At 69.7% G+C, this 25,654-nt stretch carries 24 protein-coding genes; 8 read left to right on the top strand and 16 right to left on the bottom strand.

Annotated elements, in window-relative coordinates; translation table 11 throughout:
- Positions 1–62: 62 nt before the first annotated feature.
- On the top strand, positions 63–818 hold the full coding sequence (locus tag ACYVOM_RS04405; protein WP_460301903.1) for a helix-turn-helix domain-containing protein: 756 nt from the start codon (positions 63–65) through the stop codon (positions 816–818).
- Positions 802–990 carry a DUF397 domain-containing protein gene (locus ACYVOM_RS04400; protein WP_460301902.1) on the top strand — a complete coding sequence of 63 codons (189 nt, stop codon included), beginning with the start codon at positions 802–804 and terminating at the stop codon, positions 988–990. Before ACYVOM_RS04405 ends, ACYVOM_RS04400 begins: the two co-directional genes overlap by 17 nt.
- Before the next feature lie 52 nt (positions 991–1,042).
- On the opposite strand, the gene ACYVOM_RS04395 is transcribed toward ACYVOM_RS04400, so the two are convergent.
- From ACYVOM_RS04395 to ACYVOM_RS04380, 4 genes are all read right to left on the bottom strand, one after another.
- Positions 1,043–1,543 carry a hypothetical protein gene (locus tag ACYVOM_RS04395; protein WP_460301901.1) on the bottom strand — a complete coding sequence of 167 codons (501 nt, stop codon included), beginning with the start codon at positions 1,541–1,543 and terminating at the stop codon, positions 1,043–1,045.
- Between the two features lie 259 nt (positions 1,544–1,802).
- Entirely contained in the window at positions 1,803–2,597 is a 795-nt protein-coding gene (locus tag ACYVOM_RS04390) for an RloB family protein (protein WP_460301900.1), read from the bottom strand.
- Entirely contained in the window at positions 2,557–3,879 is a 1,323-nt protein-coding gene (locus ACYVOM_RS04385) for an AAA family ATPase (protein ID WP_460301899.1), read from the bottom strand. The genes ACYVOM_RS04390 and ACYVOM_RS04385 overlap by 41 nt, the downstream gene beginning before the upstream one ends.
- Positions 3,880–4,040: 161 nt before the next feature.
- Positions 4,041–6,194, bottom strand: coding sequence for an MMPL family transporter (locus ACYVOM_RS04380; protein ID WP_460301898.1), 2,154 nt, complete (start codon positions 6,192–6,194; stop codon positions 4,041–4,043).
- Positions 6,195–6,457: 263 nt separating this feature from the next.
- On the opposite strand from ACYVOM_RS04380, the gene ACYVOM_RS04375 reads away from it, so the two are divergent.
- Positions 6,458–7,609, top strand: a complete 1,152-nt coding sequence (locus tag ACYVOM_RS04375) for a cystathionine gamma-synthase (protein ID WP_460301897.1) — start codon at positions 6,458–6,460, stop codon at positions 7,607–7,609.
- Between the two features lie 183 nt (positions 7,610–7,792).
- Here the strand turns inward: ACYVOM_RS04375 and ACYVOM_RS04370 are convergent, their stop codons facing one another.
- A complete protein-coding gene (locus ACYVOM_RS04370; RefSeq protein WP_460301896.1) occupies positions 7,793–8,722 on the bottom strand; it encodes an ROK family protein in 930 nt (309 codons plus the stop codon).
- Between the two features lie 17 nt (positions 8,723–8,739).
- Positions 8,740–9,930, bottom strand: a complete 1,191-nt coding sequence (locus tag ACYVOM_RS04365) for an FIST signal transduction protein (protein WP_460301895.1) — start codon at positions 9,928–9,930, stop codon at positions 8,740–8,742.
- A gap of 89 nt (positions 9,931–10,019) precedes the next feature.
- Here ACYVOM_RS04365 and ACYVOM_RS04360 point away from each other — a divergent pair, with 89 nt between their 5' ends.
- Together ACYVOM_RS04360 and ACYVOM_RS04355 are read left to right on the top strand one after the other, a co-directional pair.
- On the top strand, positions 10,020–11,408 hold the full coding sequence (locus tag ACYVOM_RS04360; protein ID WP_460301894.1) for a sigma 54-interacting transcriptional regulator: 1,389 nt from the start codon (positions 10,020–10,022) through the stop codon (positions 11,406–11,408).
- Positions 11,409–11,466: 58 nt separating this feature from the next.
- Complete coding sequence (locus tag ACYVOM_RS04355; protein WP_460301893.1) at positions 11,467–13,413, top strand: vWA domain-containing protein; 1,947 nt, start codon at positions 11,467–11,469, stop codon at positions 13,411–13,413.
- Between the two features lie 3 nt (positions 13,414–13,416).
- Here ACYVOM_RS04355 and ACYVOM_RS04350 read toward each other — a convergent pair whose 3' ends face one another.
- From ACYVOM_RS04350 to ACYVOM_RS04330, 5 genes are read right to left on the bottom strand one after another with little or no spacing between them, the layout of a single operon-like run.
- Positions 13,417–13,677 (bottom strand): DUF6510 family protein, encoded by a 261-nt coding sequence (locus tag ACYVOM_RS04350; protein WP_460301892.1) that lies wholly within the window; start codon positions 13,675–13,677, stop codon positions 13,417–13,419.
- Between the two features lie 14 nt (positions 13,678–13,691).
- Positions 13,692–14,438 (bottom strand): FAD-binding oxidoreductase, encoded by a 747-nt coding sequence (locus tag ACYVOM_RS04345; protein WP_460301891.1) that lies wholly within the window; start codon positions 14,436–14,438, stop codon positions 13,692–13,694.
- A gap of 16 nt (positions 14,439–14,454) precedes the next feature.
- The gene (locus tag ACYVOM_RS04340) at positions 14,455–15,066 is read right to left on the bottom strand and encodes a sulfite oxidase-like oxidoreductase (RefSeq protein WP_460301890.1); all 612 of its coding nucleotides are present in this window, start codon (positions 15,064–15,066) and stop codon (positions 14,455–14,457) included.
- A 4-nt stretch (positions 15,067–15,070) separates the two neighbouring features.
- Positions 15,071–16,531 carry a catalase gene (locus ACYVOM_RS04335; RefSeq protein ID WP_460301889.1) on the bottom strand — a complete coding sequence of 487 codons (1,461 nt, stop codon included), beginning with the start codon at positions 16,529–16,531 and terminating at the stop codon, positions 15,071–15,073.
- A 34-nt stretch (positions 16,532–16,565) separates the two neighbouring features.
- Positions 16,566–17,039 carry a hypothetical protein gene (locus ACYVOM_RS04330; RefSeq protein ID WP_460301888.1) on the bottom strand — a complete coding sequence of 158 codons (474 nt, stop codon included), beginning with the start codon at positions 17,037–17,039 and terminating at the stop codon, positions 16,566–16,568.
- Positions 17,040–17,366: 327 nt separating this feature from the next.
- Here ACYVOM_RS04330 and ACYVOM_RS04325 point away from each other — a divergent pair, with 327 nt between their 5' ends.
- The 3 genes from ACYVOM_RS04325 (at position 17,367) to ilvA (ending at position 19,748) form a co-directional block, all read left to right on the top strand.
- Positions 17,367–17,903 (top strand): Dps family protein, encoded by a 537-nt coding sequence (locus tag ACYVOM_RS04325; protein WP_460302344.1) that lies wholly within the window; start codon positions 17,367–17,369, stop codon positions 17,901–17,903.
- A 99-nt stretch (positions 17,904–18,002) separates the two neighbouring features.
- Positions 18,003–18,485: a hypothetical protein gene (locus ACYVOM_RS04320; protein WP_460301887.1), complete on the top strand. Its 483-nt coding sequence runs from the start codon at positions 18,003–18,005 to the stop codon at positions 18,483–18,485.
- A gap of 51 nt (positions 18,486–18,536) precedes the next feature.
- Positions 18,537–19,748, top strand: a complete 1,212-nt coding sequence (gene ilvA / locus ACYVOM_RS04315) for a threonine ammonia-lyase (RefSeq protein WP_460301886.1) — start codon at positions 18,537–18,539, stop codon at positions 19,746–19,748.
- A 4-nt stretch (positions 19,749–19,752) separates the two neighbouring features.
- Here the strand turns inward: ilvA and ACYVOM_RS04310 are convergent, their stop codons facing one another.
- From ACYVOM_RS04310 to ACYVOM_RS04290, 5 genes are all read right to left on the bottom strand, one after another.
- Positions 19,753–21,150 (bottom strand): M1 family metallopeptidase, encoded by a 1,398-nt coding sequence (locus ACYVOM_RS04310; RefSeq protein ID WP_460301885.1) that lies wholly within the window; start codon positions 21,148–21,150, stop codon positions 19,753–19,755.
- 67 nt (positions 21,151–21,217) lie between these two features.
- Positions 21,218–22,594 (bottom strand): M1 family metallopeptidase, encoded by a 1,377-nt coding sequence (locus ACYVOM_RS04305; protein WP_460301884.1) that lies wholly within the window; start codon positions 22,592–22,594, stop codon positions 21,218–21,220.
- An 88-nt stretch (positions 22,595–22,682) separates the two neighbouring features.
- Entirely contained in the window at positions 22,683–24,170 is a 1,488-nt protein-coding gene (locus ACYVOM_RS04300; RefSeq protein WP_460301883.1) for a M1 family metallopeptidase, read from the bottom strand.
- A gap of 58 nt (positions 24,171–24,228) precedes the next feature.
- A complete protein-coding gene (locus tag ACYVOM_RS04295) occupies positions 24,229–25,182 on the bottom strand; it encodes an RDD family protein (RefSeq protein ID WP_460301882.1) in 954 nt (317 codons plus the stop codon).
- Positions 25,183–25,282: 100 nt separating this feature from the next.
- Positions 25,283–25,597 carry a DUF4190 domain-containing protein gene (locus tag ACYVOM_RS04290; protein WP_460301881.1) on the bottom strand — a complete coding sequence of 105 codons (315 nt, stop codon included), beginning with the start codon at positions 25,595–25,597 and terminating at the stop codon, positions 25,283–25,285.
- Positions 25,598–25,654 lie beyond the last annotated feature (57 nt).

Below are 25,654 nucleotides of genomic sequence, written 5' to 3'. Positions count from 1 at the left end.
TAACCCATCTCCCGGAGCCGCAGGGCAGCCTGCACTCCCATTTCGCCACGACCCTGCGCGTCGTGCGCCAGCTCAAAGGCGCCACCCAACTCGAAACCGCGAAGGCCATCTTCGTGGCCCGCGAGACCTACACCGGCTGGGAGAACCAGCGATCCCTCCCGGATGAAGAGAACTGCACGGCCCTTGACGAGTTCTTCGGCACCGGCCCGCTCATCAAGGACCTCCGCGAGCACTGCCAGCGGGAGCACCTCGCGAGCTGGTTCGAGTTCTTTCTCGGCCACGAGGCCACGTCCGTAGAGATCCGCACCTACGAACCGGCATACGTTCCCGGCCTGCTCCAGACCGAGGGTTATATCCGCATCACCTCCACTTCCGGGCAGGTCAATGAGGAGGACATCGCGCGGCGGCTGTCTCGCGCGGCGATCCTGCACAGGGATGAGGACCCGCCGCATCTCTTCGCGGTGATCGAAGAAAGTGCGTTGCTCCGCTCCCTGGGGAACCGGGAGGCGATGCGCGAGCAGCTCCGGCACCTCCTCGCGATGAGCGCGCTGTCTCACGTGCACATCCAGGTCGCGCCCATGGACGCGCAATGGCATCCCGGATTCAACGGCGCGCTCACCGTCTTCACGACGCCTGAGATCAAGCGCGTCGGATACGTGGAGGCGCAGTTCGGCGGTCGTGTCATCCAGGGCCAGCATGAGAGCTGGCGGCTCTCGGTACGATTCGATGAGATTCGAGGCGCTGCTCTCTCCGAGGACGCGTCCCGCGAACTCATCCGGCACATCATGGAGACGATGCACGATGATCGAGTGGCGTAAGAGCAGTCGCAGCCAGGGCAACGCCCAGGGCAACTGCGTCGAGGTCTCCACCAACGCTTCCGCAGTCACCCTGATCCAGGATTCCAAGGCCCCGGGTCCCCACCTCACCCTGACCCCCGCCGACCTGGCCGCCTTCGTGGCCCGTATCAAGTCCGGCAACCTGGACCTCTGACCTCATCGGACCCCGCAGTAACGCGCGGGGTCCTCGCATTAACCCCCGCCGGTCAGAAGAAGTGCGAGAAGCCTGAAATCAGGGCAAGCAGGACAACCCAGACGGCCAGCCGGTGGCTGACCTTGGCCCGCTCGTCGAACCAGAACGCGACAAGGCCGAAGCACGCGGCCGCGACCAGCGGCCCGACCACCGCGAACCCGAGCGCGGACCCCGGCCGCTCGGTGGACATCATGAGCCCGGCGAGCACGATCCCGGTGAGCATGACCCCGAGCACCACCACCTCGCGGGTCCGATCCCCGTCCAGCCCCGCCCGCCGCACGAGAAGCCACGAGAAGACCAGGAAGCCCACCGCCCCGCACGGGACCCCCACCATGGCCGAGGCCAGCCCGGTGAAGTCCATGTCGTCCGGCATGCCACGCCCACTATCGCCTTCGATCGCGCGCCCGATCCCGTAGACCAGCAACGCCAGCACCCCGGCCGCCACCGCCGCCGCCCCGCCCGCGCCCCCGGCGAACCCGGCTCTCCTGACCGCCACCCCATACCTGTTCGACATTCCGCGATCCTCCCATTCCCGCACCTCCGCGCAAGCCCCGATATGCACAGAATTTCCCCGGAATGGCGGTCCTGACCGGCCGCGTTCCATTCTTAACGCGAACTACACGACCAGTCCCAACGCGTCCACCGCGTGAACGGTTCACGGCGGTCGAACCGGGCGCGATATCCCCATGAAAAGCTTCAAGGGTGAGGCTGAAGCGAACCCCTGAAGACGGCCGTCACCGCGCACCGACTCGGTGATGAGGATGCCCTTGCTTTCAGCGGTTGACAACCCCTGACTTACCACCCCGAGTCCCCGACATCCCACCTGCCTGCCCATGCTCCGACGCCAGAGGTCGCCCCTCCTCCAACGGCGCCGCCCCCTCCCCGCCGTCCATCGCACGCCGCCGCCACGCACCACCTAAGGAAAGCAGGCCGGGCGAAATATCAGTGTCATCCGGCTTCAAGGAACTCCACAAGCCGCCAGACATCGCTGACAGCCTCTCCTCACATCTGGGCCCAGTCGGGAGCTGCCGGGCGCGCTGCCGCGCTGCGCAGAGGCCGGCCGCGAAGTCTTGGAAGCTCGTGCGCCCCTTGGTCCAGCCGGGCAGGAGCCGTTTCAGCTCCTTCTCGACCTCTCCGGCATGCTGAAAAGGACGCCGGTGATCGACATGATGCAGGAGGAGCCAGAAGTCGAAGCACGGTGCCGACAGGGCGAGCCGAACGCCCCCGGCCTCTGCCGCGTCGAGCATCCTGCTGGTCAATTCGGGATCGAGTTCGGTGTCCAGCACGCACCAGATCGCGTCGTAGTCGTCTGAGCGTCGCGCCCCTGCGGCCTTGACGATTCCCACGTGGTCCCGACCGTTCAATTCGATCACTTCGAGGTGCAGGCCGCGTCGCCTCAGCCCCTTGAAGTAGCCGACCTCCGTCAGCCCTTCGCCTATGACGAGGTAGCGGGGCCTTTCCCGGCGGGGGCCACGGCGCGGGTTCAGAGAGGTCGTTCTTGCGGCGTTCTGCCTGGAGCCACGACCATCAGGCTTGGGGGTCCGGGGGGACATCGTCAGCGGCTCCACGTCGGGCCAAGGTCGTCAGGATGAGTTCATCCGTGACCATCGGTACCGCACCGTATCGTCCAGCCAGGTAGCGCAGCCCTCGGTTTTCATCTTTACGTGGTTTGAACTCGGTAAGAGGAAAAAGTTCGGTTCGCCCGCACTCGTCCTTCTCGGTGAACCAGATCTGGTCCCGTTGCAGGACTTCTTTGCCCTGAATACGGCCCAGCAGGGCGGCGTCATGCACGCTGAAGATCAGCTGCGTGCGCTGCGGGTTCGTCTCGGGTGATTGGAACAGCTCGATCAGATGTGCAGAGACGTACGGGTGCAATGACGCGTCGAGTTCGTCGACGACGAGGGTCCCGCCCTGGCGCAGCGCTCGGAAGATGGGCAGGCTCAAGGAGTAAAGGGTTCGAGTGCCCGCGGACTGGTCGCGGAGCCCGAGCCGGCTGGTTCCGTTTTCGCCGCGATGCCGGAACACGATCGTTCGGTTCCGTTCCGACGGGAAGTCCGCGCCGCCGGTCGACTTCATGCGCGCCGCGAACTCGTCATCGGTCTCCTCGATGACCTCGGCTTCCTCGATTCCGGTGTCGGCCGCGCGCAGCAGACCGGTGAGCCAGGGGAGATAGGACTCGTCGCTCTCCCGCGGACGCCTTTCCTTGAGGATCGGAAACATCGGGGAGCCCGCTTGCTTCCACGTCGTCATGGCGAGGAACCAGTCGTAGACCGGGTGCACCTGGGTCTGCCGGGCTCGAGCCGCGACGGAGAGGAAGAGCACGTTGGAGTCGACGAGTTCCGCCACGCTCTTCATGGTCTCGGCTGTATGGGCGCCCCATGTGTAGGCGTCGAGCTTCCGGTGGAAGATTTTGCGGCGGCGCCCCCGCGGGTGGCTGTACATCCACTCTTCGGTCACGCGTCGGTCGTCGACGCAGAAGCCGTACTCGTACCGGATCCCCGATGCCTCGATCGCGGTGCCGGGGCGCGGCTCATGATCGGGTTCGTTGAGCAGCAGGTCGACCACGTACCACGAGTCCTCATGGGCTGCGGCGGGATCAAGAGAGAACGGTCGCCGCCCCAAGCCGAAGCCGTGTGAGCTCCTGCTGAACGAACTGTCGACCAGATGGCGCATGTAAGTCAGCGCGTCGAGGACGTTGGACTTTCCGGAGGCGTTGGGGCCGAAGATGCCTGCCACCGGTACAGGCCCCCGGACGCCTTCCTGGCCGTCTCCTTGATACACGCGAGTGAGGAGGAGATGCTGTTCGTCGCGCAGTGACCGATGATTGGCCGCGCGGAAACTCAGCAGCATGGATCCTCCGATCCCGTCTCAGCGCTAGCCTTACCCGCCCTGGTGCGAAAATCCCTCAGCAAGCTGTTGCAAACAGTACGCGGTGCCGTGCGGCGTCCTGGGGTGAACCGCTGGAAGCGGTCGGGCGGGGGTTGAGGCCGCGCGACCGCTTCCAGGGGCGGTCAGCTGCCGGTGAGCTCGGATTCGGTGGGGCGGGTGAGGTCGGGGGTGGATGGGGTCTTGGCGCGGTCGGCGTGGCCGGGCCACCAGGCGAAGTGGCCCAGGAGGGCGGTGATGCCGGGGACCAGGAAGACGGACATGACGAACGCGGCCAGGGTGATGCCGATGGCCACGCCGAAGCCCATCTGCTGCATCATCGCGACCGGGGCCAGGATGAGGGCGGCGAAGGTGCCGGCGAGGATCAGACCGGCGGCCATGACCGTCGGGCCGCCGTGTTCGACGGCCAGCGCCGCCGCCTTCTTCGGTTCGTGGCCTTCTCGGGCCTCCTCGCGGAGGCGGGCGGTCATGAGGATGTTGTAGTCGGTGCCGATCGCCAGGACGAAGAGGTACAGAATGATCGGGAGCTGGAAGGTCAGGCCCGGCTTGCCCATGGCGAACTGGAACAGGTAGACCGAGGCGCCGATCGTCGCCGCGAAGCCGAGCAGCACCGCGGGCACCAGGTAGAGCGGCGCGATGAGGCTGCGCAGCTGCAGGGCGAGGATCAGCGCGATGAGCAGCGCCGCCACCGGCAGGATGACCGAGAGGTCCCGGTTGTTGACGGCGTTGATGTCGGCGAACAGCGCAGTCTGCCCGCCCACGTAGGCCTTGACGCCCGATGGCTCGATCTTGTGCACGGCAGGGCGCAGCTCGTCCTTGACGAGCGTGATCGCCTCGTTCGCCAGCGGGTTCTCCTTGAGCAGGAGGTCCACGCGGGCGATGGCCTGGGTGGACTGGCCCGGGATGGCGGGCTGCACCTGGCCGACGCCCGGCAGCGACTTGGCCTTCTCGCCGAACTCCGCGAGCTGCTGCGCGGTGAGCGCTGCGCCGCTCTCGCTCTTCAGGAACACCTGGACCGGCGTGGTCAGGCCGGGCGGGAAGCCCGTCTGCATGTCCTCGACGGCCTTCGCGGACTCCGTGTCCTGCGGGAAGCCCGCCTGGAAGTCGTAGTCGGCCTTGAACGACAGCGCGCCCGCGGCCAGCGCGATCAGCACCGCGCCGGACGCGACCGCGGACAGCACAGGCCGACCGCCGACGAGCTTGCCGAGCTTGCGCGCGGTGTTGCCCTCCGGCTGCGTCTTCCAGGACTTGGACGGCCAGAAGACCGCGGTGCGCATCAGCGAGACGAGCGCCGGGATGAGGGTCACGCCCGTGACGGCCATCGTGAGGACGGTGATCGCCAGAGCGGGTCCCCAGGCGGTGAACGCCTCGAACTTCGCCAGCAGCAGCACCAGGAACGCCACCGCGACGGCGGCGGCGGCCGAGGCGATGACCTCGCCGACCCGCTCCACCGCGGTGATCATCGCGGTCTTCGGGTCGTCGCCCGCGCGCAGCCGCTCCCGGTAGCGGAACATCAGGAACAGGTAGTAGTCGGCGCCGATGCCGAACAGCACGATGACGATGACGAGCGACAGCGACTGGTCGGCCGCGAAGTCGAAGATTTTCGCCGCTATCGCCACCAGGCTCGTGGCGACCGCCGACGTGAACCCGATGACCACGAGGGGCAGGAAGGCCGCCAGTGGCGCGCGGAAGATGAGCAGGATCAAACCGACGATCAGCACGAACGTCGCGATGCTCACGATCTCCGTGGACTTGGTGAACGAGTCCTCGTTGTCGGCGAACATGGCGACGTCGCCGCCGACCTTGGCCTCCAGCCCGGTGCCCTGGAGCTGCCCTGGCAGGGCCTCGCGGACCTCCCGGACCGCCTTGATCCAGCTCTCCTGCGCCTTCAGGTCGGTTCCCGTCATCGAGACCGAGACGACCTGGATGAGCTTGTTGGGGGAGACCGCCTGCGGCCCGGTGACGATGCCGGTGACGCTTTCGGGCTTGGGCAGCTTGCCGGCGATCTCGGTGACCTTGGCCACATCGGCCTCGGTGAGCGCCGCCGCATCAGACCGCTTGATGACGATCAGCGCTGAGGCGGCCTCCTGCTGCGGGAACGCATCGGCCGCGATCTTCATGGCCTGGACGGACTCGTAGGAGGAGGGAAGGAAATTGGCCTGGTCGGCCTCGGTGTCGAGTTTGGGGGCGAAGGCAATGATGAGTGCCGCCGTGACCAGCCACGCGGCGATGGTCCACCACGGATGCCTGACGACGGCATTCCCCAGCCGTCCGAACATGTTGATAGGGCCTCTCTCGGGTAAGGGACGCGCTGCCAGATCACAAGTTAGCGAGAAGGGCCGACATGCCGAAAAAGTTATCCACAGCTCTGGAAAACCCTGTGGAAAACCCGAGATGACGCCCGCCCCATCGTCAACCTGAGGTTGACGACACCCTAAGCCGTCGGCACCCGGCGGCACAACGTGCTCAGTACTGAGATCCACCGCCCTACCTCGGGCGGACCTCCACCTCCTGAAGGAGGAGGAGCCTTAGCCTTGCGGGCATGAACGCACGGGGAAACACACAGGGCTTCGAGACGCTCGCGATCCACGCGGGGCAGGAGCCGGACCCGGTGACGGGCGCGGTAGTCCCGCCCATCCACCAGGTCTCCACCTTCAAGCAGGACGGGATCGGCGGCCTGCGCGGCGGCTACGAGTACAGCCGCAGCGCCAACCCCACCCGCACCGCCCTGGAGGAATGCCTCGCCGCCCTCGAAGGCGGCGTGCGCGGCCTGGCCTTCGCCTCCGGCCTCGCCGCCGAGGACGCGCTGCTGCGGACGGTGTGCCGCCCCGGATCGCACGTCGTCATCCCCGGCGACGCCTACGGAGGCACCTACCGCCTCTTCGCGAAGGTCTACGCGCAGTGGGGCGTCGAGTTCACCCCCGTCCCGCTCGCCGACCTCGCCAGGGTCCGCGCCGCGATGCGGCCCGAGACCGTCGCGATCTGGGCCGAGACCCCGACGAACCCGCTGCTCGGCATCGCCGACATCGCCGGGCTCGCCGAGATCTCCCGCACGGCCGACGCGCTGCTCGTCGTCGACAACACCTTCGCCAGCCCGTACCTGCAGCAGCCGCTCGCGCTGGGGGCCGACGTCGTCGTGCACTCCACGACGAAGTACATGGGCGGCCACTCCGACGTCGTGGGCGGCGCCCTCGTCACCGGCGACGAGGAACTCGGCGCGCGCCTCGCCTACCACCAGAACGCGATGGGCGCGGTCGCCGGGCCGTTCGACTCGTGGTTGACGCTGCGCGGCATCAAGACGCTCGGCGTGCGGATGGACCGGCACTGCGCCAACGCCGAGAAGGTCGCCGACCTGCTCTCGCGCCACCCGAAGGTGTCCCAGGTCCTCTACCCGGGCCTGGCCTCGCATCCCGGGCACGCGGTCGCGACCCGCCAGATGAAGGGCTACGGCGGCATGGTCTCGTTCCGCATGGGCACCGAGGCCGAGGCCGTCAAGGTCTGCGAGTCCACCGAGCTGTTCATCCTGGGCGAGTCCCTCGGCGGCGTCGAGTCCCTCATCGAGCACCCCGCCCGCATGACCCACGCCTCAGCCGCCGGCTCCCCCCTCGAAGTCCCCGCTGACCTGGTCCGCCTCTCCATAGGCATCGAATCCGCCGAAGACCTCCTCGCGGACCTGGAACAAGCACTGGCCTGAGAACCCAGGACCACCCCGCGAAACCCCGCGCGGCCCCCGCAAAGGAGCCGTTTCCAGGGAGCGCCGCCAGGCGCGGCCGCGCACGTGATCGGGCGCCCTTGGGCTGCCCCGTAGGCCCCAGGGCCGGAGGGGCAGCCCAGGGCGCGCAAGCGCCCGATCATCGCCGCGCCGAAGGCGCGGCAATCAATCAGCGTGCCAGTACGACTCTCCTTCGTAGACGAGGGCGGCCGCGCCGACGAGGCCTGCGGTCTGGCCGAGGGCGGCGGGGACCACGCGGACGTGGCGGGCGAATTCCATGCGGGCGTGGGCTCGGAAGGTCTCTTCGAGGGGGTTGAAGAGGAGGGGTCCGGCCTGGGCGAGGCCGCCGCCGATGGCGACGACGTCCAGGTCGCACAGGTGGGTGGCGGAGGCGATGCCGATGCCGAGGGCGCGGCCCGCGCGCTTCATGGCGGCGACCGCGATGGGGTGGCCGCGCGCGGCGTCGGCGGCGAGGTCGCGCGCGCTGGCGAGGTCCTGCTCTTGGCGCCACCCTTCGGCCTGCGCCCAGGCCGCGAGGGCGGGTCCGCGCGCGATGGCCTCCAGGCAGCCGCGTCCTCCGCACGCGCACGGCATGCCGCCGGGGTCGACGACGATGTGCCCGATGTGGCCGGCGTTGCCGCTGGCCCCGTCGATGAGCCTGCCGCCGAGGATCAGTCCGCCGCCGACTCCGGTCGACACGACCATTCCCAGCACGTTGTCGGTGCCTTTGCCCGCGCCGCGCCAGTGCTCGGCGACGGCGACGGCCACGGCGTCGTTGTGGACCCGGACGGGCAGCGACGGGTAGCGCTCGCGCAAGCGCGCCCGCAAAGGGAAGTTCCGCCAGCCCGGCATGTTCAGGGGGGAGACCTCGCCGGCCGGCCACTGCATGGGCCCGCCGCAGCCGACGCCCACACCGATGAGGTCTGTTTCTGGGAGTTTGTCGAGGAGGGCCTCGACGAGGCGCCAGAGGCCTTCGGCGTCGACCTTGGGTGTTTCGGCCCTTTCGTAGGATTCGACCCGTCCTCCCGGATCGACGATCCCCACGGCCATCTTCGTGCCGCCGATGTCTATGGCTAGAACGCGCTCATCGCCCATGCGCTGTCCTTCCGTTTTTATGTTTGCCGTGCGCCGGCTCCGGCCTTCCGGAGAGTTCCGAAGGCGAGGATGGAGGCCGTGAACCCGTGCACGTGATTGCGGCCGGCGACCGGCCCTATCTCGCCGTCGGCGAAGAATCCGCCGACGGATCCGAACCCGTCCAAGGCCCGGATGTCGTGGTCGGAGCCGCCGAACATGGCGCGGCCCCGCCCGTTGCAGGAGAAGAGGAGGGCGCCTTCCACGGGGCCCACGTCGAAGCCGCGCACGAGGGCGGCGAGGTCGTGGTCGGCCGCGCCGGCGTCCCGCACCTGGAACCGGACGGTCTGCCCGGTCTGCACGACGTCCCCGACGGCCAGCGCACCGGTGTCGGGGTCGACGCCGACGACGCCGCGCACCAGGAAGTCGCCCTGTTCGTGCTGGTCGGCGTACTCGTCCATGGCGACGCCGATGAGCAGGCCTTCGGCGGCGAGTTCCCGTTCCGTTCCGGAGAGGTTCGCCACCACCTCTTCTAGTTTGTCCAGGGCGGGGGAGCCCGCCAGTTCGAAGAGGATGTTCTGTTCGGCGCTGGTGACGGTCATGAGCGGCCCGATGGGTCGAGCGCCCTGGCTGAGCAGGGTCGTCGCCTCCACGGGCCCTCCGATGACCACCCCAACGGCCCCGGATTCGATGATCTTGTCGTCGACGAAGAGTCGTGACTCGCCTGGACCGCCGCCGGCGAGCCCGCCCACGAGGGGCAGCCCTGGCAGGACCTCCTCGGACCGTTCGACGAAGGCGTCCACGGGGAAGGTGTGAGGGTCGGCGAGGAGGATGCCGACGACGTCGTCGGCTTCGGCTTCGGGCATGCCGACGACCACGAGGCGGTCTTCGGCGCGCAGGGTCTCCAGCTCGAACGGGGTGAGCCGGGCGCCGGGCAGGATCGCCGCCCACGCGGCGACGGCCCCCACCTCGCCCAGTTCCTGGAGTTCCCGCTCGATGCCCCGGCCGCCGCCGATCACGCCTTGGGCGCTGCACCCCAGGACGGTCCTGGCGTCGCTGACCTCCATGGCGCGGCGGGCGGCCTGATCGATCTCGGCCGGATCCGATCCGCTCACGAACACGCAGAGCAGATCGGCCCGCCCGTCAAGGGCCCGGGTCGCCTGCCGGACGGCTTCCTCCGCCGCGGCGGCGAGGTCCAGCCCCGTCGCGAGTCCGTCCCCGAAACGAGTCATACCTTCGATTCAACCGGGCGTCACGTCTTTTCGAAACCACTCCCATGTAAACAGTGCGGACGGGACATCGGGGACGTAGTCTCGTTTAGGTGTCTTCTCAACCGCGTGAGGCCGCTCTCGGCGCGCTACTCGACTCCGGACATGTTCACCGCTCGGTCAAGGCAGAGCTGCGTACGAACCTGTTGTCACGATTGAAATCCGGCGAATCGCGTTTTCCGGGAATCGTCGGTTTCGATGAGACGGTTCTGCCCCATGTCGAACGGGCTCTGCTCGCCGGGCACGACCTGGTGCTCCTGGGAGAGCGCGGGCAGGGCAAAACGCGTCTGATCCGGACCGTTTCCGGCCTTCTCGACGAGTGGACTCCGGCCGTCGAAGGCTGCGAGATCAACGACCATCCGTATGCGCCCGTGTGCACACGGTGCATAAGGCTGGCGGCGGAGGCGGGGAACGACCTTCCGATCGTCTGGAGGCACCGCGACGAGCGCTATGCCGAGAAGCTCGCCACCCCGGACACGTCCGTCGGCGACCTCATCGGCGACGTCGACCCGATCAAGGTCGCGCAGGGCCGCACCCTCGGCGACCCCGAGACCGTCCACTACGGCCTCGTGCCCCGCACCAACCGGGGGATCTTCGCCGTCAACGAGCTGCCCGACCTCGCCGAGCGCATCCAGGTGGCCCTGCTCAACGTGCTGGAGGAGCGCGACGTGCAGATCCGCGGCTACGCGCTGCGGCTTCCCCTGGACGTCCTGCTCATCGCCTCGGCCAACCCCGAGGACTACACGAACCGCGGCCGGATCATCACCCCGCTCAAGGACAGGTTCGGCGCGGAGATCCGCACCCACTACCCGCTGTCCCTGGAGACCGAGGTCGACCTGATCGGCCAGGAGGCCGAACTCGTCGCCGAGGTGCCCCGGCACCTGATGGAGATCCTCGCCCGGTTCACCCGGAACGTCCGGGAGTCCAAGGCGGTCGACGCGCGGTCCGGCGTGTCCGCCCGGTTCGCGATCGCCGCGGCCGAGACCGTCTCGGCGGGCGCCGCCCGGCGGGCCGCGATCACCGGCGAGGAGACCGCCGTCGCCCGCGTCGCCGACCTGCCCGCGATCGTGCCGAGCCTCATGGGCAAGGTCGAGTTCGAGGTCAGCGAGGAGGGCCGCGAGCAGGAGGTCATGGAGCACCTGCTGCGCCGCGCGGTCGCCGAGACGTTCCGGCGCAGGATCGGCGGCGCCGACCTGTCCGGGCTGCTGGAGCGGTTCGACGCGGGCGAGACCGTCGAGGTCGGCGAACTCGTCGCCGCGGGCGACCTGCTGACCAGGCTCGGCCCGGTGCGCGGCCTCGCCAAGATCATGTCCGCGCTGGACCTCGCCGGGGACTCGCCGGGCCAGGCCGCCGCCGCGATCGAGTTCGCGCTGGAGGGCCTGTACCTGACGCGCCGACTGTCCAAGGACGCCTCCGGCGAAGGCTCGACCTACCGGCTCTGACCGCACTTTCCGCCCGCCGCGGGGCCTGCCCCGCGGCGGGGGACCGCGAGGGGGAACGTTGAGATACCGCTACGGCCAGTACCGCGAGGGCCCCGACCCGCTGGCCCCGCCCTTCGACGTCCGCGAGGCCCTGGACGCCGTCGGCGACGACGTCATGAACGGCTCCGACGTCTCCGAAGCGCTCCGGCGCCTCCTGCGCAGGGGCGCGGGGGAGGGCAGGCAGGGCCTCGACGACCTGCTCCGCCAGGTCCGGGAGCGGCGCAGGGAGCTGCGCGAGCGCGGAAGGCTCGACGGAGTCCTGGAAGAGGCCAGGGCCCTGCTGGACACCGCGATCGGGCAGGAGCGCGCCGAGCTGTTCCCCGACCCGTCGGACGACGCGCGCCTGCGCGAGGCCGAACTCGACCAGGTGCCGTCCGACACTGCCTCGGCGGTCCGGGCGCTGCGCGACTACGAGTGGCGCTCCGACGCGGCCCGCCAGACGTTCCAGCGGCTCAAGGACATGCTGCGCGACGACGTCCTCGACGCCCAGTTCCAGGGCCTCAAGCAGGCTCTCCAAGGCGGCGACCCTGCCGAGACGGCAAGGGTCAAGGACATGATGGCCGCGCTCAACGCGATGCTGGACGCCGACGCGCGCGGCGAGCACCGTCAGCAGGACTTCGAGGAGTTCATGGCGGAATACGGGGACTTCTTCCCCGACGCTCCGCAGACCCTCGAAGAGCTCGTCGACTCCCTGGCCCGGCGCAGCGCCGCCATGAACCGGCTGATGAACTCCCTCAGCCCCGAGCAGCGCGCCGAACTCGCCCAGCTGATGGCCGAGTCGCTCCAGGACGCCGGTCTGGAAGCCGAGATGTCCCGGCTCGGCGACGCGCTGCGCGGCCGCCGCCCCGACCTCGACTGGACGGGCGGCGAAAGGATGAGCGGCGAGGACCCCCTCGGCCTCGGCGACGCCACGAGCGCGCTGGCCGACCTCGCGGATCTCGCCGACCTCGAATCGGCGCTCCGCCAGGACTACCCGGGCGCGAGCCTCACCGACGTGGACGAGGAGGCGGTCCGCCGCGCCCTCGGCCGCAACGCCGTCGACGACCTCGCCGAACTGCGCCGGATCGAGAACGAGCTCCAGCGCCAGGGCTACGTCTCCCAGGAGAAGGGCCGCCTGGAACTGACGCCCAAGGCCGTCCGCCGCCTTGGCGACACCGCCCTGCGCCGCGCCTTCTCCCAGCTCGCGGGCGGGCCGCGCGGCGACCACGCGCAGCGCGACGCGGGCCAGGCGGGCGAGATGACCGGAACCTCCCGGCCGTGGCGGTTCGGCGACGAGCAGCCCCTCGACGTGGTCCGCACCGTCACCAACGCGGTGCTGCGCGACCCGTCGAACATCGCCCTGACGCCCGACGACTTCGAGGTGCACGAGACCGAGAACCGCACGGCCGCCGCCGTCTGCCTCCTGGTCGACCTGTCCTACTCGATGGTCATCAACGGCACCTGGGCGCCCGCCAAGCAGACGGCGCTGGCCCTGCACACGCTGGTGAAGTCGAAGTTCCCGCGCGACGCCGTCCAGATCGTCGGCTTCAACAACTACGCCAGGCCCCTGACGCCCGAGCAGATGACCTCGCTCAACTGGGACATGGTCCAGGGCACGAACCTGCACCACGCCCTTCTCCTCGCGGGCCGCCACCTCGACGCCCACCCCGACTTCGACCCGATCGTCATGATCGTCACCGACGGCGAGCCGACCGCCCACCTCCGCCCCGACGGCCGCTACCTCTTCGACTACCCGCCGTCCCCCGAGACCCTCGTCCTCACCTTCGCCGAGGTCGACAAGATGACGCGGCGAGGCGCCACCCTCAACATCTTCATGCTCGGCGACGAACCCCGCCTCATCGCCTTCGTCGACGAGATCGCCCACCGCAACGGCGGCCGGGTCTTCACCACCGACGCCGACGAACTCAGCGTCCAGGTCGTCAGCGACTACCTGAGCACCCGCACCCCCCGCCGCACTCGCCGCTGACCTTTACACGCCCGGCAGCCGGAACGTCGTGTCGTGGGGGAGGGTGAGGAGGGTGTGCGTGGAGGTCGTGGTGAGGATGAGGGTGGGTTCGCCGCAGGACGGGCAGCGCATGACCGCGCCGGGGGCGTCGAGGTAGACGGTGCTCTCGGGGAGGGCCGCCGGGTGGTGGCAGGAGCCGCAGAGGCCGGTGGCGAGCGTCATGTCGGGGAGGAAGACGCGGCTCAGGGAGGCCGCCAGGGCGTTGCCGTCGAGGAAGTCGGACATGGTGTGGCCTCCGGTCAGCCGAAGCGTTCGGTGCGGATCGAGGACGCGGGGTGGCCCGCGTGGAGGAGAAGGGTGGTGACCGCCTCCACGAAGGAGGTCGGGCCGCAGACGTAGACGGCGGGGGAGAGGGACGGCGGGAGGCCGTGCGCGGCCAGGTCGGCGGCCGTGAGGCGGGCCGGCGGGCGAGCCGAGCCCTCGGGGGCGCGGCGGGTGTAGGCGAGGAAGACCTCGCGGTCCAGGCCCTCGGCCGGGGCAGTCATGTCGGCGGCGAAGTACAGCTCGGCGGGCGAGCGCAGCGAGTAGATCACGCGCAGCGGGGCCGAGCCGTGGACCTGGGCGAGCATCATGGCGCGCAGCGGGACGATGCCGGAGCCTCCACCGATGAGGACGGCGGGCTCGGCCGCGCCGGGACGCCGCACGAACCAGCCGCCGACGGGGCCGAGCATCTCCACCGAGGCGCCGACGGGGAAGTCGTCGACCAGGTAGGTGGAGACCTCGCCGTCGGCGACCCGCTGGACCGTCAGCTCCACCCGGTCGCCGCGCGCGGGCGCGGCGACGGAGTAGCTGCGGGTGGCCTGGTAGCCGTCGTCGGCGGTGAGCCTGACGTCGACGTGCTGGCCGGGCAGGTGGCCGGGCCAGCCCGGCACGTCGAAGACCAGGGTCCGGGCGCTGGCGTTCTCCCGCCGCTCCGCGGTGAGCCTGGCCCGCCGCCAGGCGGGCGCGCCCTCCCGGACGGCCGTGTCCGTCGCCTCCTCGGTCATCAGGCCCCCTCGGTCATCAGAAGGCCCCGTACCGCTGCTCGCGCCACGGGTCGCCGTGGTTGTGGTATCCGGCGCGCTCCCAGAAGCCCGGCTCGTCGTGGGTGAGCAGGCGCAGGCCGCGGATCCACTTGGCCGACTTCCAGAAGTACAGGTGCGGCACGACAAGCCGCGCGGGACCGCCGTGCGCGGACTGCAGCGGCAGCCCGTTGTAGCCGTGCATGACCCACGCCTTGCCGCCGGTCAGCTCGGGCAGGGGCACGTTGGTGGTGTAGCCGCCGTAGCAGTCGGCCACGGCGTGCGTCGCGGACGTCTCCAGCCCGCTCAGCAGGACGTCAAGGGAGACGCCCCGCCAGCGGGTGTCGAACTTCGACCACCGGGTGACGCAGTGGATGTCGAACGTCGGCTCCTCCTGCGGGAGGTCGAGGAACTCCTGCCAGGTCCAGACCCGCTCCTCGCCGGTCTCGGTCCGCACGGTGAACCGCCAGAAGTCGGTGTCCACGCGCGGGGTCGGACCGGCCGACAGCACCGGGAAGTCCTCGGTGAGGTACTGCCCGGGCGGCAGCCTGTCGGCCCGGCTTCCGCCGTCTGATGACGCACGCCGGCGGAAGCCGGGAGACAGTTCGCTCAAGGGATCAGCCCTTTCCCACACCCGAAGCGATCCGGTCGCCTACGGGCTTGTCGATGTTGCGCCAGTATTGGACGGCCCGCTCCAGCACCGGGTCGGAGACGCCGTTCTTGAGGTGGCCCACGACGTTCGAGACGAGCCGTTCCCTCGCCGCGTCGTCCATGACGTCGTTGATGAGCGCCTTCGGCTGGACGAAGTCGTCGTCGTCCTTGTGCAGGGTCGCCGCCTCGCGGACGAGTTCGGCGTTCTCCACGAGCCAGCTCGCCATGTCCTGCCCCGCCTGGACGGCCGCGTCCGGGCCGCCGTAGGAGTTCGGGTGGTAGGGCGCGGCGACGTTCGCGGGGAACTGCCGCATCGGCCCGTCCTTCGCGTAGGACGCGACTTCGGTGCCGCGCGGCCGGTTGGGCGGCAGCTCGTTGTAGTTCACCCCGATCCGGTACCGGTGCGTGTCGGGGTAGGAGAACAGCCGGCCGAGCAGCATCTTGTCCGGCGACGGCCCGATGCCCGGCACCAGGTTGGACGGCTCGAACGCGGCCTGCTCGATGTGGATGTGGTAGTTCTCCGGGTTCTCGTTCAGCGTGAACCGGCCGACCTCGATCAGCGGGTAGTCGCCGTGCGGCCAGACCTTGGTGAGGTCGAACGGGTTGAACCGGTACGACGCGGCGTCCTCGTACTCCATGATCTGCATCTTCAGCGTCCACGAAGGGAAGTCGCGGCGCTTGATCGCCTCGTACAGGTCGCGGATGTTGTGGTCGGGGTCCTCGCCCGCCATCGCGTCGCCCTCGGCCTGGGTGTAGAACTCGTTGCCCTGGTCGGTGAGGAAGTGGTACTTCACCCAGAAGCGCTTGCCCGCGGAGTTGACCCACATGTAGGTGTGCGAGCTGAAACCGTCCATGTGGCGCCAGTCGCGCGGGATGCCGCGGTCGCCCATCAGCCACGTCACCTGGTGGGACGACTCGGGCGACAGCGACCAGTAGTCCCACTGCATGTCGTTGTCGCGCAGGTGGGTGACGGGGTGGCGCTTCTGCGAGCGGATGAAGTCCTGGAACTTCATCGGGTCGCGCATGAAGAAGACCGGCGTGTTGTTGCCGACCATGTCGTAGTTGCCCTGCTGCGTGTAGAACTTCAGGGCGAAGCCGCGCGGGTCGCGCCACGAGTCGGGCGTGCCCAGGTCGCCGGCGACGGTCGAGAAGCGCGCGAGCATCGGCGTCCTGCGGCCCGGCTGGAACAGGTCGGCGCTGGTGTAGTGGCTGACGTCCTGCGTCACCTCGAACACGCCGTACGCGCCGCCGCCCTTGGCGTGGACGACGCGTTCCGGCACCCGTTCGCGGTTGAACTGGGCCATCTTCTCGATGAGGTAGAAGTCGTGCAGGACCAGGGGTCCGTCGCGGCCGACGCTGAGCGAGTTCTCATCGCTGCCGACCGGGATGCCGCTGTTGGTGGTGGTGCTGCTGACCGGGTTGGTCATGGATCTCTCTCCCCGATGGTGGTCGTTCGTCGTCTTACCGTTCGTCGTCCCGAGCGGCTCCGGCGTCCGCCGCCATGTCCTCCTCGACCGCCTGCTCGGCTTCCTGGAGCGTCTCCTCCGGGCCTCCGTCGTGCATGACGGCGTCCCGGTCGGTGTCCTCGTCGACGACGCTGACGGCGGCCCGTTCGGCGGGCCGGTCGGTCTCCTTGGCGCGCTGCCGCTGGGGAGCGTCGCCGTTGATCTCCTCCAGGACGGGGTCGGGGACCTCCGCGGAGAGCTGGCGGTCGAGGGATTCGCCTTCGCGCTGCTCGTCCTCGGTGGTGCCGTAGCTCTCGGCCGACGACCAGTGCTCGGGCGCGTCGATGCCCTCGTCGAGCGGGTCGGCGGAGGCGTCGTCGTCCATGAGGGAGTACGCCGGGTCCTCGACGTCGAGCTGCTCGGACTTGTCGGGCAACGGCTCGTCGAAGTCGAGGTCGTCGTCGGGTTCGGGTGGGCCGCCCGTCGTCATCTGCTGCCTCCCTCTTCGCTCGGACACCGGGGCGTCTCGTACGTCGCGTACGCAGTCCCCACAGCTTCCGTTGCCCGGACAAAGCAGCAATAACCTTCAAAAGCGATAAACGAGCCCAAAGGTAAAGCGAATGAGGGATGGAGTTGGGGGTCTGGGGAGGGCTTGGGGTGGTGTGTCCGGGTACCGCATTAACGGGTCCAGCCCGGGACCCCTCAGCGACGATCAGGAGCCGACACCTTGGCCACCAAGCGAACCAGCAGCAGCTCCTCCACCGGCCGCAAGGGCAAGGGCGAGAGCCAGCCCTTCCCGGACTTCCACGGCCAGGAGATCCAGGAGTTCGGCACGATCCGGATGTTCCCGCTCGGCCTGTCCGCCGACGCGCGGATGTACTCGTGCCAGCGCCTCAACCAGATCCTCGCCGACACCCAGATCCTCTACAACCTCTACAAGAAGCACCACTGGCTCATGCGCGGGCCGACGTTCTACCAGCTCCACCTGCTGCTCGACAAGCACGCCGAGGAGCAGCTCAAGCTCGTCGACACCGTCGCCGAGCGGGTCCAGACCCTCGGCGGCGTGGCCGTCGGCGACCCGAGGCACGTCGCGGAGATCACCGTCATCCCGCGGCCGCCGGACGGCGCCGAAGAGGTCCCCGCGATGATCACCCGCCTCATCGAGGCGCACGAGACCATCCTCGTCGCCGCGCACGACGCCGCCGAACGCTGCCAGGAGATGGGCGACGACGGGACCAACGACATCCTGGTCTCCGACGTCATCCGCACCGGCGAACTCCAGAGCTGGTTCCTCATCGAGCACCTGGTCGACACGCCGCTCATCGAGTCGCCGGAGCACTTCCGCCTCCAGTGAGCCGCGCCCGAGCGCCCGCCGTCGGGGACGGCGGCGCTTTGGCGTGTTCCGGGGGCGCGCCAGACCCGCAGGCGCCTGACCAGGCGTTATGGTCGGACCATGTCCACTGGTGACCGGCTGCTGCTGATCCTGCACATCGGGTTCGCGATCTTCACGCTGGGCCCGCTGACGGCGGCGATCATGTCCACTCCGCGCTACATCCGCGCGGGCAACACCACGGTGCTGCGCTTTCTGAACCGCACGACGCGCGTCTACGGGATCGCCGCGCTCGGCATCTTCGTGATCGGCATGATCCTCGCCCGCGGCAGGTTCGCCGAGATGTGGATCTCGGTCTCGATGACCCTCTTCATCGTGGGCTGGCTGCTCCTGCTGGTCGTCGAGCGCGACCAGCGCAAGTCGCTGTCGGTGCTGACGGGCGCGGGCGCCGGGGTCACCGCGCCGGGCGCCGAGAAGGCGGCCTCCGCCGAGCGCAGCGCGGGCCGGATCGTCGACACCAAGGCCGAGCAGGGCCGCATCGCCGCCCTCTCCGGGATCATCGCGCTGATCTGGATCGTCATCCTGGTCCTCATGGTCTGGCAGTGAGCATCACGGTGTGAGCGCCGCGCGCCACCGGCCACCTGCGAGGATGGGGTGATGACCGAGCCCGTCACCGCCGAGGACATCGCCAAGGCCGCCGAAGCCCTGCGCCCCGTCCTCGTCCGCACCCCCCTGCTGCACTCGCGCCACCTGTCGGAACTGGTCGGCGGACCGGTGTACCTCAAGTGCGAGAACGTCCAGCGCACCGGCTCCTACAAGATCCGCGGCGCGTTCACCCGGATCTCCCGGCTCACCGAGGATGAGCGGGCCCGCGGCGTCGTCGCGGCGAGCGCGGGCAACCACGCGCAGGGGGTCGCGCTCGCGGCGAAACTGCTCGGCTGCAAGGCCACCATCTTCATGCCGCAGGGCGCCCCGCTGCCCAAGGTCGAGGCGACCCGGGCCTACGGCGCCGACATCGTCTTCGGCGGCGAGACCGTCGACGCGTGCCTCACCTCGGCCCGCGCCCACGCAGACGAGCGCGGCGCGGTCTTCATCCACCCGTTCGACCACCCCGACGTCGTCGCCGGGCAGGGCACGCTCGGCCTGGAGCTGCTGGAGGAGTGCCCCGACGCCCGGACGGTCATCGCGGCCGTCGGCGGCGGCGGGCTCGCCTCCGGGCTCGGCGTCGCGCTCAAGGGCTCCGGCTGGGACGGCACCCTCCTGGGCGTCCAGGCCAAGCGCGCGGCGGCCTTCCCCGCCTCCCTGGCCGCGGGCCGGCCCGTCACCGTCGCGATCAGCCCGACCATGGCCGACGGCATCGCCGTGGGACGCCCCGGGGACCTCACCTACGACCTGGTCTCCCGGTACGTCGACTCCGTCGTCACCGTCTCCGAGGAGTCCCTGTCGCGGGCGATGCTGCTCAGCCTGGAGCGGGCCAAGCAGGTCGTCGAGCCCGCCGGGGCCGCCTCCATCGCCGCGATCCTGGAGCACACCTACGCGATGCGCCCGCCCGTCGTCGCGGTGCTCTCCGGCGGCAACATCGACCCGGTGCTGCTGGCCAAGGTCGTTCGGCACGGGCTGGTGACGGCAGGGCGCTACCTCGTCGTCCGGGTCCGGCTCACCGACCGGCCCGGCGCGCTCGTCAGGCTGCTGTCGGAGCTCGCCGAGGTCGGCGTGAACGTCCTGGACGTCACCCACGAGCGCGTCGCCGCCAGGCTCCACCTGGAGGACGCCGAGGTGGTGCTGCACCTGGAGACGCGCGGGCCCGAGCACACCCAGGAGGTGCTGACCCGCCTGCGCCGCCAGGCCTACGCGGTGAAGTTCAGCTGACGCCTCAGAGCTTGGGCTTGCCGTCCTGGTAGACCCACTTGGCGAACAGCGAGTCGAGCTGCTTGCCCGAGTACTTCTCGGCGAACGCCTGGAACTCCTTGGTACCGGCCGTCCCGCCCCGATGGGTGCTCAGCCAGGACTTCAACATGCCGAAGAAGACCTTGTCGCCGAGCGCGACCCGCAGCCGGTGCGCGGTCATCGCGCCGCGCTGGTAGATGAAGTTGTCGAAGATGTGGTCGCGGCCCGGCTCGGCCAGGACGCCCTTCCAGACGTCGGCGTTCGGGCCGGCCGAGTAGGCCTGCTTGAACAGCTCGGCCGCCGAGTCGCCGCCGGTCTTCTCGCTCCACAGCCACTCGGCGTAGGTGGCGAAGCCCTCGTTGAGCCAGATGTCCTTCCACCTCGCCGGGGTGACGCTGTCGCCGAACCACTGGTGGGCGAGCTCGTGCACGATGAGATCGTCGGGCGGGTTCTTGCCCTTGGTGTTCCAGTCGTGCACCGGGCGGCCCTGCGTCTCCAGCGAGTACCCGACGTTGACCTCGTCGACGATCCCGCCCGTAGAGCCGAACGGGTAGGCCCCGAACCTGCCCGACAGCCAGCGCACCACGGTCCGGGTCTTCTTGTCGTACTTCTTGAGCTGTCCGGGCGCCGCGAGCGCGGAGTCGATCGCGGTGTAGCTCGCCAGACCGCCGGTGTTGGTGCGCAGCACCTTGTACCTGCCGATCGCGACCATCGACAGCTCGCTCGACATCGGCTGCTTCATCCGCCACCGGTAGACCGACTCGCCCTTGGCGGTCTTGCGGCCGAGGAGCTCGCCGTTGGCGATCGCGGTGAGGCCCTGCGGGACGGTGATGGTGAAGTCGTAGGACGCCTTGTCCTTCGGCGTGTCGTTCACCGGGAACCACGTGGCCGCGCCGAACGGCTGGTTCAGCGCCACAGCCCCGTCGGACGTGGCGACCCAGCCGGACGAGCCCAGCGGGTCGTCGTTGATCTGCGCGGGCTTGCCGTCATAGGCGACGACGACGGTGAACCGCCTGCCGTTCGCGATGCCCTTGGCCGGGGTGATGACGAGCTCCTGCGCGCCCGTCCGCTGGAACTTCGCGGACTTGCCGTCGACCGTCACCGTGCGGACGTTGAGCCCGCGCAGGTCGAGGTTGAACCGGGACAGGCCCTGCTTGGCCGTCGCGGTGATCCGCACCTTCCCGGTGAGCACCAGCGACGCCGGGTCGTAGTCCAGCTTGATCCCGTAGTGGGCGACGTCGTAGCCGCCGTTGCCCATGCCGGGGAAGTACTTCTCTCCCGAGCCCGCCGCACCGGGCGTGAACCCTGCGGCCCCCGCGGACACGGGGGCCAGGACGAGCGCGGCGCCGACGGTCGCGGCTGCGAAGAGGCGGGGGGCGGCCATCCGGCATCTCCTGTCACCGGAGTCCCTCAGACGGGACTCGATCAGATCACACCGTACCGCTCGGGGTTCACCAGGAACCACGCTTGGGCTTGCCCTTGCGATAGAGCCATACGTCGAACAGCTTGTCCAGGTCCTTGCCCGACACGCGCTCGGCGAGGTCGATGAACTGCTCCGTCGTCCCGTGTCCGCGGGCCTGCTCGGACGTCCACGTCTTCAGGATGCGGGAGAAGTTCTCCTCGCCGACGCGCTTGCGCAGCACGTGCAGGGTCATCGCGCCCCGCACGTACACGGGGAACCCGAACATCTGGTCCCGGCCGGGCGCCCCGGGCGGGGAGGAGAAGATCGCCGAGGTCTTCGGCTGCCGGTAGTAGCTGCGGAACGTCTTGGCCGTGCCGTCGCTCTTGGACCTGTGCTCGCGCCACATCCACTCGGCGTACGTCGCGAAGCCCTCGTTCAGCCAGATGTCCTTCCAGCGCCGGACCGTCACGCTGTTGCCGAACCACTGGTGCGCGAGCTCATGCACGATGAAGTCGTCATTGGGCACGAAACCGCCGTAGACCGGGCGGTCCTGGGTCTCCAGCGCGTAGTCGAGGCGCGGGTCGTCCACGATGCCGCCGGACGTCTTGAACGGGTACGGCCCGAACGTCCTGCGGCCCCAGCGCAGCGCCCGGACTGTTCTGCGGTGCACCTTGGCCAGGTCCTTCTTGAACATCGGGTCCACCGCGGTGATGACCGCGATGCCGCCGACCTTGCCGTAGGCCATCTCGAACTTCCCGATGGCCACCGAAGCCAGGTACGAGGCCATCGGCTCGGACTGGTGCCACCGGTACGTCGTCTGGTTCCCCTTCGTCACGGGGGCCAAGGGCTCGCCGTTGGCCAGCGCCTTCAGCCGCTTCGGGACGGTGATGGTGAAGTCGTAGGCCGCCTTGTCGACCGGGTGGTCGTTGACGGGCATCCAGTTCGCCGCGCCGTCCGGCTCGGCCAGCACGACGGCCCCGTCCCGCGTCTTCACCCAGCCGTAGGTGCCCAGCGTGCCGTTCTGCTGGGCGCCCGGCGTGCCCGCGTATGCGACCGCCACCTTGAACTCGGAGCCCACGGTGAGCGGCGCCGCGGGGGTGATGACGAGCTCGTCACCCTCCCGCCTGAACGTCGCGCGCCTGCCGTCGACCGTGACCGAGCTGATCTGGGGGCCGCGGAAGTCGAGATTGAACGAGCTGAGCGCCTTGGTCGCCTTCGCCGTCATCGTGACGGCCGCGGCGACCCGGTGGCCCTTCGGCGTGAACCTCAGGACGACGTCGTAGTGGAGCGCGTTGTAGCCGCCGTTGCCGCTCGCGGGGAAGTACGGGTCGCCCACGCCGGACGAACCCGCCACGTCGGCCGCCGCCGACGCCCCGACCGTCATCGTCGCGGCCAACGCCGCCGCAGCCATCCCGGCTGTCCGCATGCCGTGCACGGAAACCACACTGCGCGATCACGGGCACGTCCGTACGGTTCCGCCCCGGTCTTTGCCGAGCGTTGGCCGACATCTTCCGCTAGAGCGCGGGACGAGTCGTGCCGTACAGCCAGGCTTTGAAGAATTCGGTCAGTTCGGTCTGCGAGACGCGCTCGGCGAGCTCCACGAACTCCTCGGTCGTCGCGTTGCCGTACTTGTGCTCGGTCGCCCAGGTGCGCAGCACCGTGAAGAACTTCTCGTCGCCGATCCGCTTGCGCAGCGCGTGCAGCGTCATCGCGCCGCGCTCGTAGACGCCGAATCCGTCGAACATCCGCTCCCGGCCCGGATCACCCGTCGGGACCGACCACGACGCGCTGCTCCCCGGCTCGTTGTAGCGCGCCTGGAAGAACTCCTCGGCCGTCATCGAGCCCTGCTGCTCGCTCCAGATCCACTCCGCGTAGCTGGCGAACCCCTCGTTCAGCCAGATGTCCTGCCATCGGGTGACGCCGACGCTGTCGCCGAACCACTGGTGCGCCAACTCGTGCGCGATGATCGACTCGCCGGGCGCGAAGTCGCCGTAGATCGACCGGGTCTGGGTCTCCAGCGCGAACCCGACGGCGGCGTTGTCGATGACGCCGCCCGTCGAGGAGAACGGGTACGGACCGAACAGCTCCGACCAGGCATCGGTGATGTCGGCCTTCATCCGGTAGAACTCGTCGACCGACGGCGACCGCACCGTGTCGTCCACGGCGACGAGGATCGGGATGCCGCCCTTGGTGACGCCCTCCTTCACCTTGAACCTGCCGACCGAGATCATCGCCAGGTAGGTGGCCATCGGCTGGTCGGCCTTCCATGTCACCGTGGAGAAGCCGCCCTCGGTGACGACCTCGCCGCGCTCCCCGTTGGAGATCGCGGTCAGGTTCTTCGGGACCGTCAGGGTGATCGCGAAAGTCGCCTTGTCGCCCGGGTGGTCGTTGCCGGGGAACCACGTGTGGGCGCCGCTCGGCTGGCAGGCCGCCGACACGCCGTCCGGGGTCTTGATCCAGCCGTACTGGCCGAGGATCGGGTCGTTCACCGCCTGGGGGGTGCCCGAATAGGCGACCGTGACGGTGAAGTCGCGCCCTCCCGCGATCGTGGCGCGCGGGCTCACGGTGAGCTCGCTTCCGTCGCGCGTGAACTCCGAGTCCTTGCCGTCGACCTTCACCGAGGACACGTCGAGGCCCGTCAGGTCGAGGTTGAACTGGATCATGTCCTGGGTCGCGCGGGCGCGGATGGTCGCGACCGCGTCGAGGGTCTTGGCCGGCTTGCCCGGATCGACCGTCAGGTCGAGGGCGTAGTGCTGGACGTCGTAGCCGCCGTTGCCGTCGGTGGGGACGTAGGCGTCGCCCGCGCCGGCCTGCGTCGGCTGGAGCGGATCCAGGACCGGGCCGTTGCCCGCGATGGGGCCGGGCGCCGGGGAGGTGGTCGCGGCGGTCGGGGGGGCGGGTTCGGGATCGCGGCCCGGCACCTGGCAGGCCGCCGCCGCGGTGAGGACTGTGGTCAGCGTGGCGAGGGCTGCGGCACGCCGCGACGCGCGAGGGATGTGCACGGTGCCCAGCCTGCCCGGTAAGGGCGGGCTGGGCAACCGGTCGGGCCGCGGACGACGATCAGTAAGGCCGTGCGGGCGCGCCCGTCTCGTACGGGTCGGGCCCGGTCGCGTCGACCACGACGGTCTTGGCGGCCTTGTCGTGCAGGGTCTGGTTCTTCGGATTGGTGAAGATCCAGATCGCGTCGACCACCACGCCGATGCAGCAGACGTAGGCGAGGAACACGAAGACCAGCGACCGGATCGCGCCCTGCCCGGAGTCGATCGCGCCGCCGGTGTCCTCCCGGACGACCCGCGTGCCCATGGCCTTCTTGCCGAGGGTCTGGCCGTGCCACTTGGTGGTGAGCAGCCAGAAGTACAGGAACGCCAGCACGGCCAGGAGCAGGGTGGAGACGAGTTGGCCCGGCGAGTAGACGTCTTCGATGCCGTCGACGTTGAGGCTGCCGTCCGGGTTCGTCATGTGGACGCTCTTCTGGTTGCCCCTGAACGGCAGCGAGAGGCAGCACCCGACGAGCCAGAAGATCACGTAGTCGATGAGGATGCCGGCGAGGCGCTTGAGCTTGCTCGCGATCATCGGAGCACCGCCGTAGCCGCCCGGAGGGCCCCCGTGTCCGCCGCCGTAGCCGCCGTACTGGCCTCCCTGGCCGTAGTCGCCCTGCCCGGGCTGGCCGTACTGACCCGGCTGGCCGTACTGACCCGGCTGGCCGGGTTGGCCCGGCTGGCCGTAGCCCCCGTACTGGCCGGGGTCCTGCGCGGCCTGTCCGTACTGGCCCGGCTGCCCGTACTGGCCGGGCTGGCCGGGCTGTCCCGGCTGGCCGTAGGCGCCGTACTGGTTGCCGGGGTCCTGTCCGAACGGCTTGTCCGTCGGAGCGCCGGCCGAACCTTCGGACGAGGCGCCGTAGGGTCCACCGCCCCGGTAGGGGTCAGGCTGCTCTTTGGCGAACGACGGGCCGCCCTCGGGGCCGCTCTGACCCTCCGATGCGCCCTCTCGCGGTTCCTCTGGCGGTTGCGTCATATCCGCAAGATCGCCTGAGTGGCGCTCGGTGAACCGCCGGACGGTCGGGATTGGCCGTCATTTGGGCGTCGCTTGACACGTGGTCACCGTGCGCGCGCCGTCACCCGGCCGTTCCGCGCCGCAGGCCCGCCACGACGACCACCAGCACGACCGCGGCGCAGACCAGCCCCGCGTAGCCGAGGACGAGCCCGGACACGGCGAAGCGGCGGCCGGGCTCGCCCGTCCGCCTGATGCGGTGCAGCGCGAGATGGCCGAGCAGCACCCCCGCCACGCTGCCGACCGGCCAGCACAGCAGCGCGCTGAGCAGCGCGACCACCGCGAGCGGGACGGTCTCGGCGTCGGGACGGGCCGCAGAAGGCCCGGAACGCGGACCGGGCGGCTCACCCGGCCCGCGCGGTGAAGCAGGCAGCCCCATGCAGCGGAACATCGCCCCGTTCGGGACGAACCAATCCCAAGGGCGTCACAAGGGGGA

The organism is Actinocorallia aurea (genome assembly GCF_054783995.1).
Note: the sequence above shows the minus strand (reverse complement) of the source record. Positions and strands in the feature narration are given on the sequence as shown.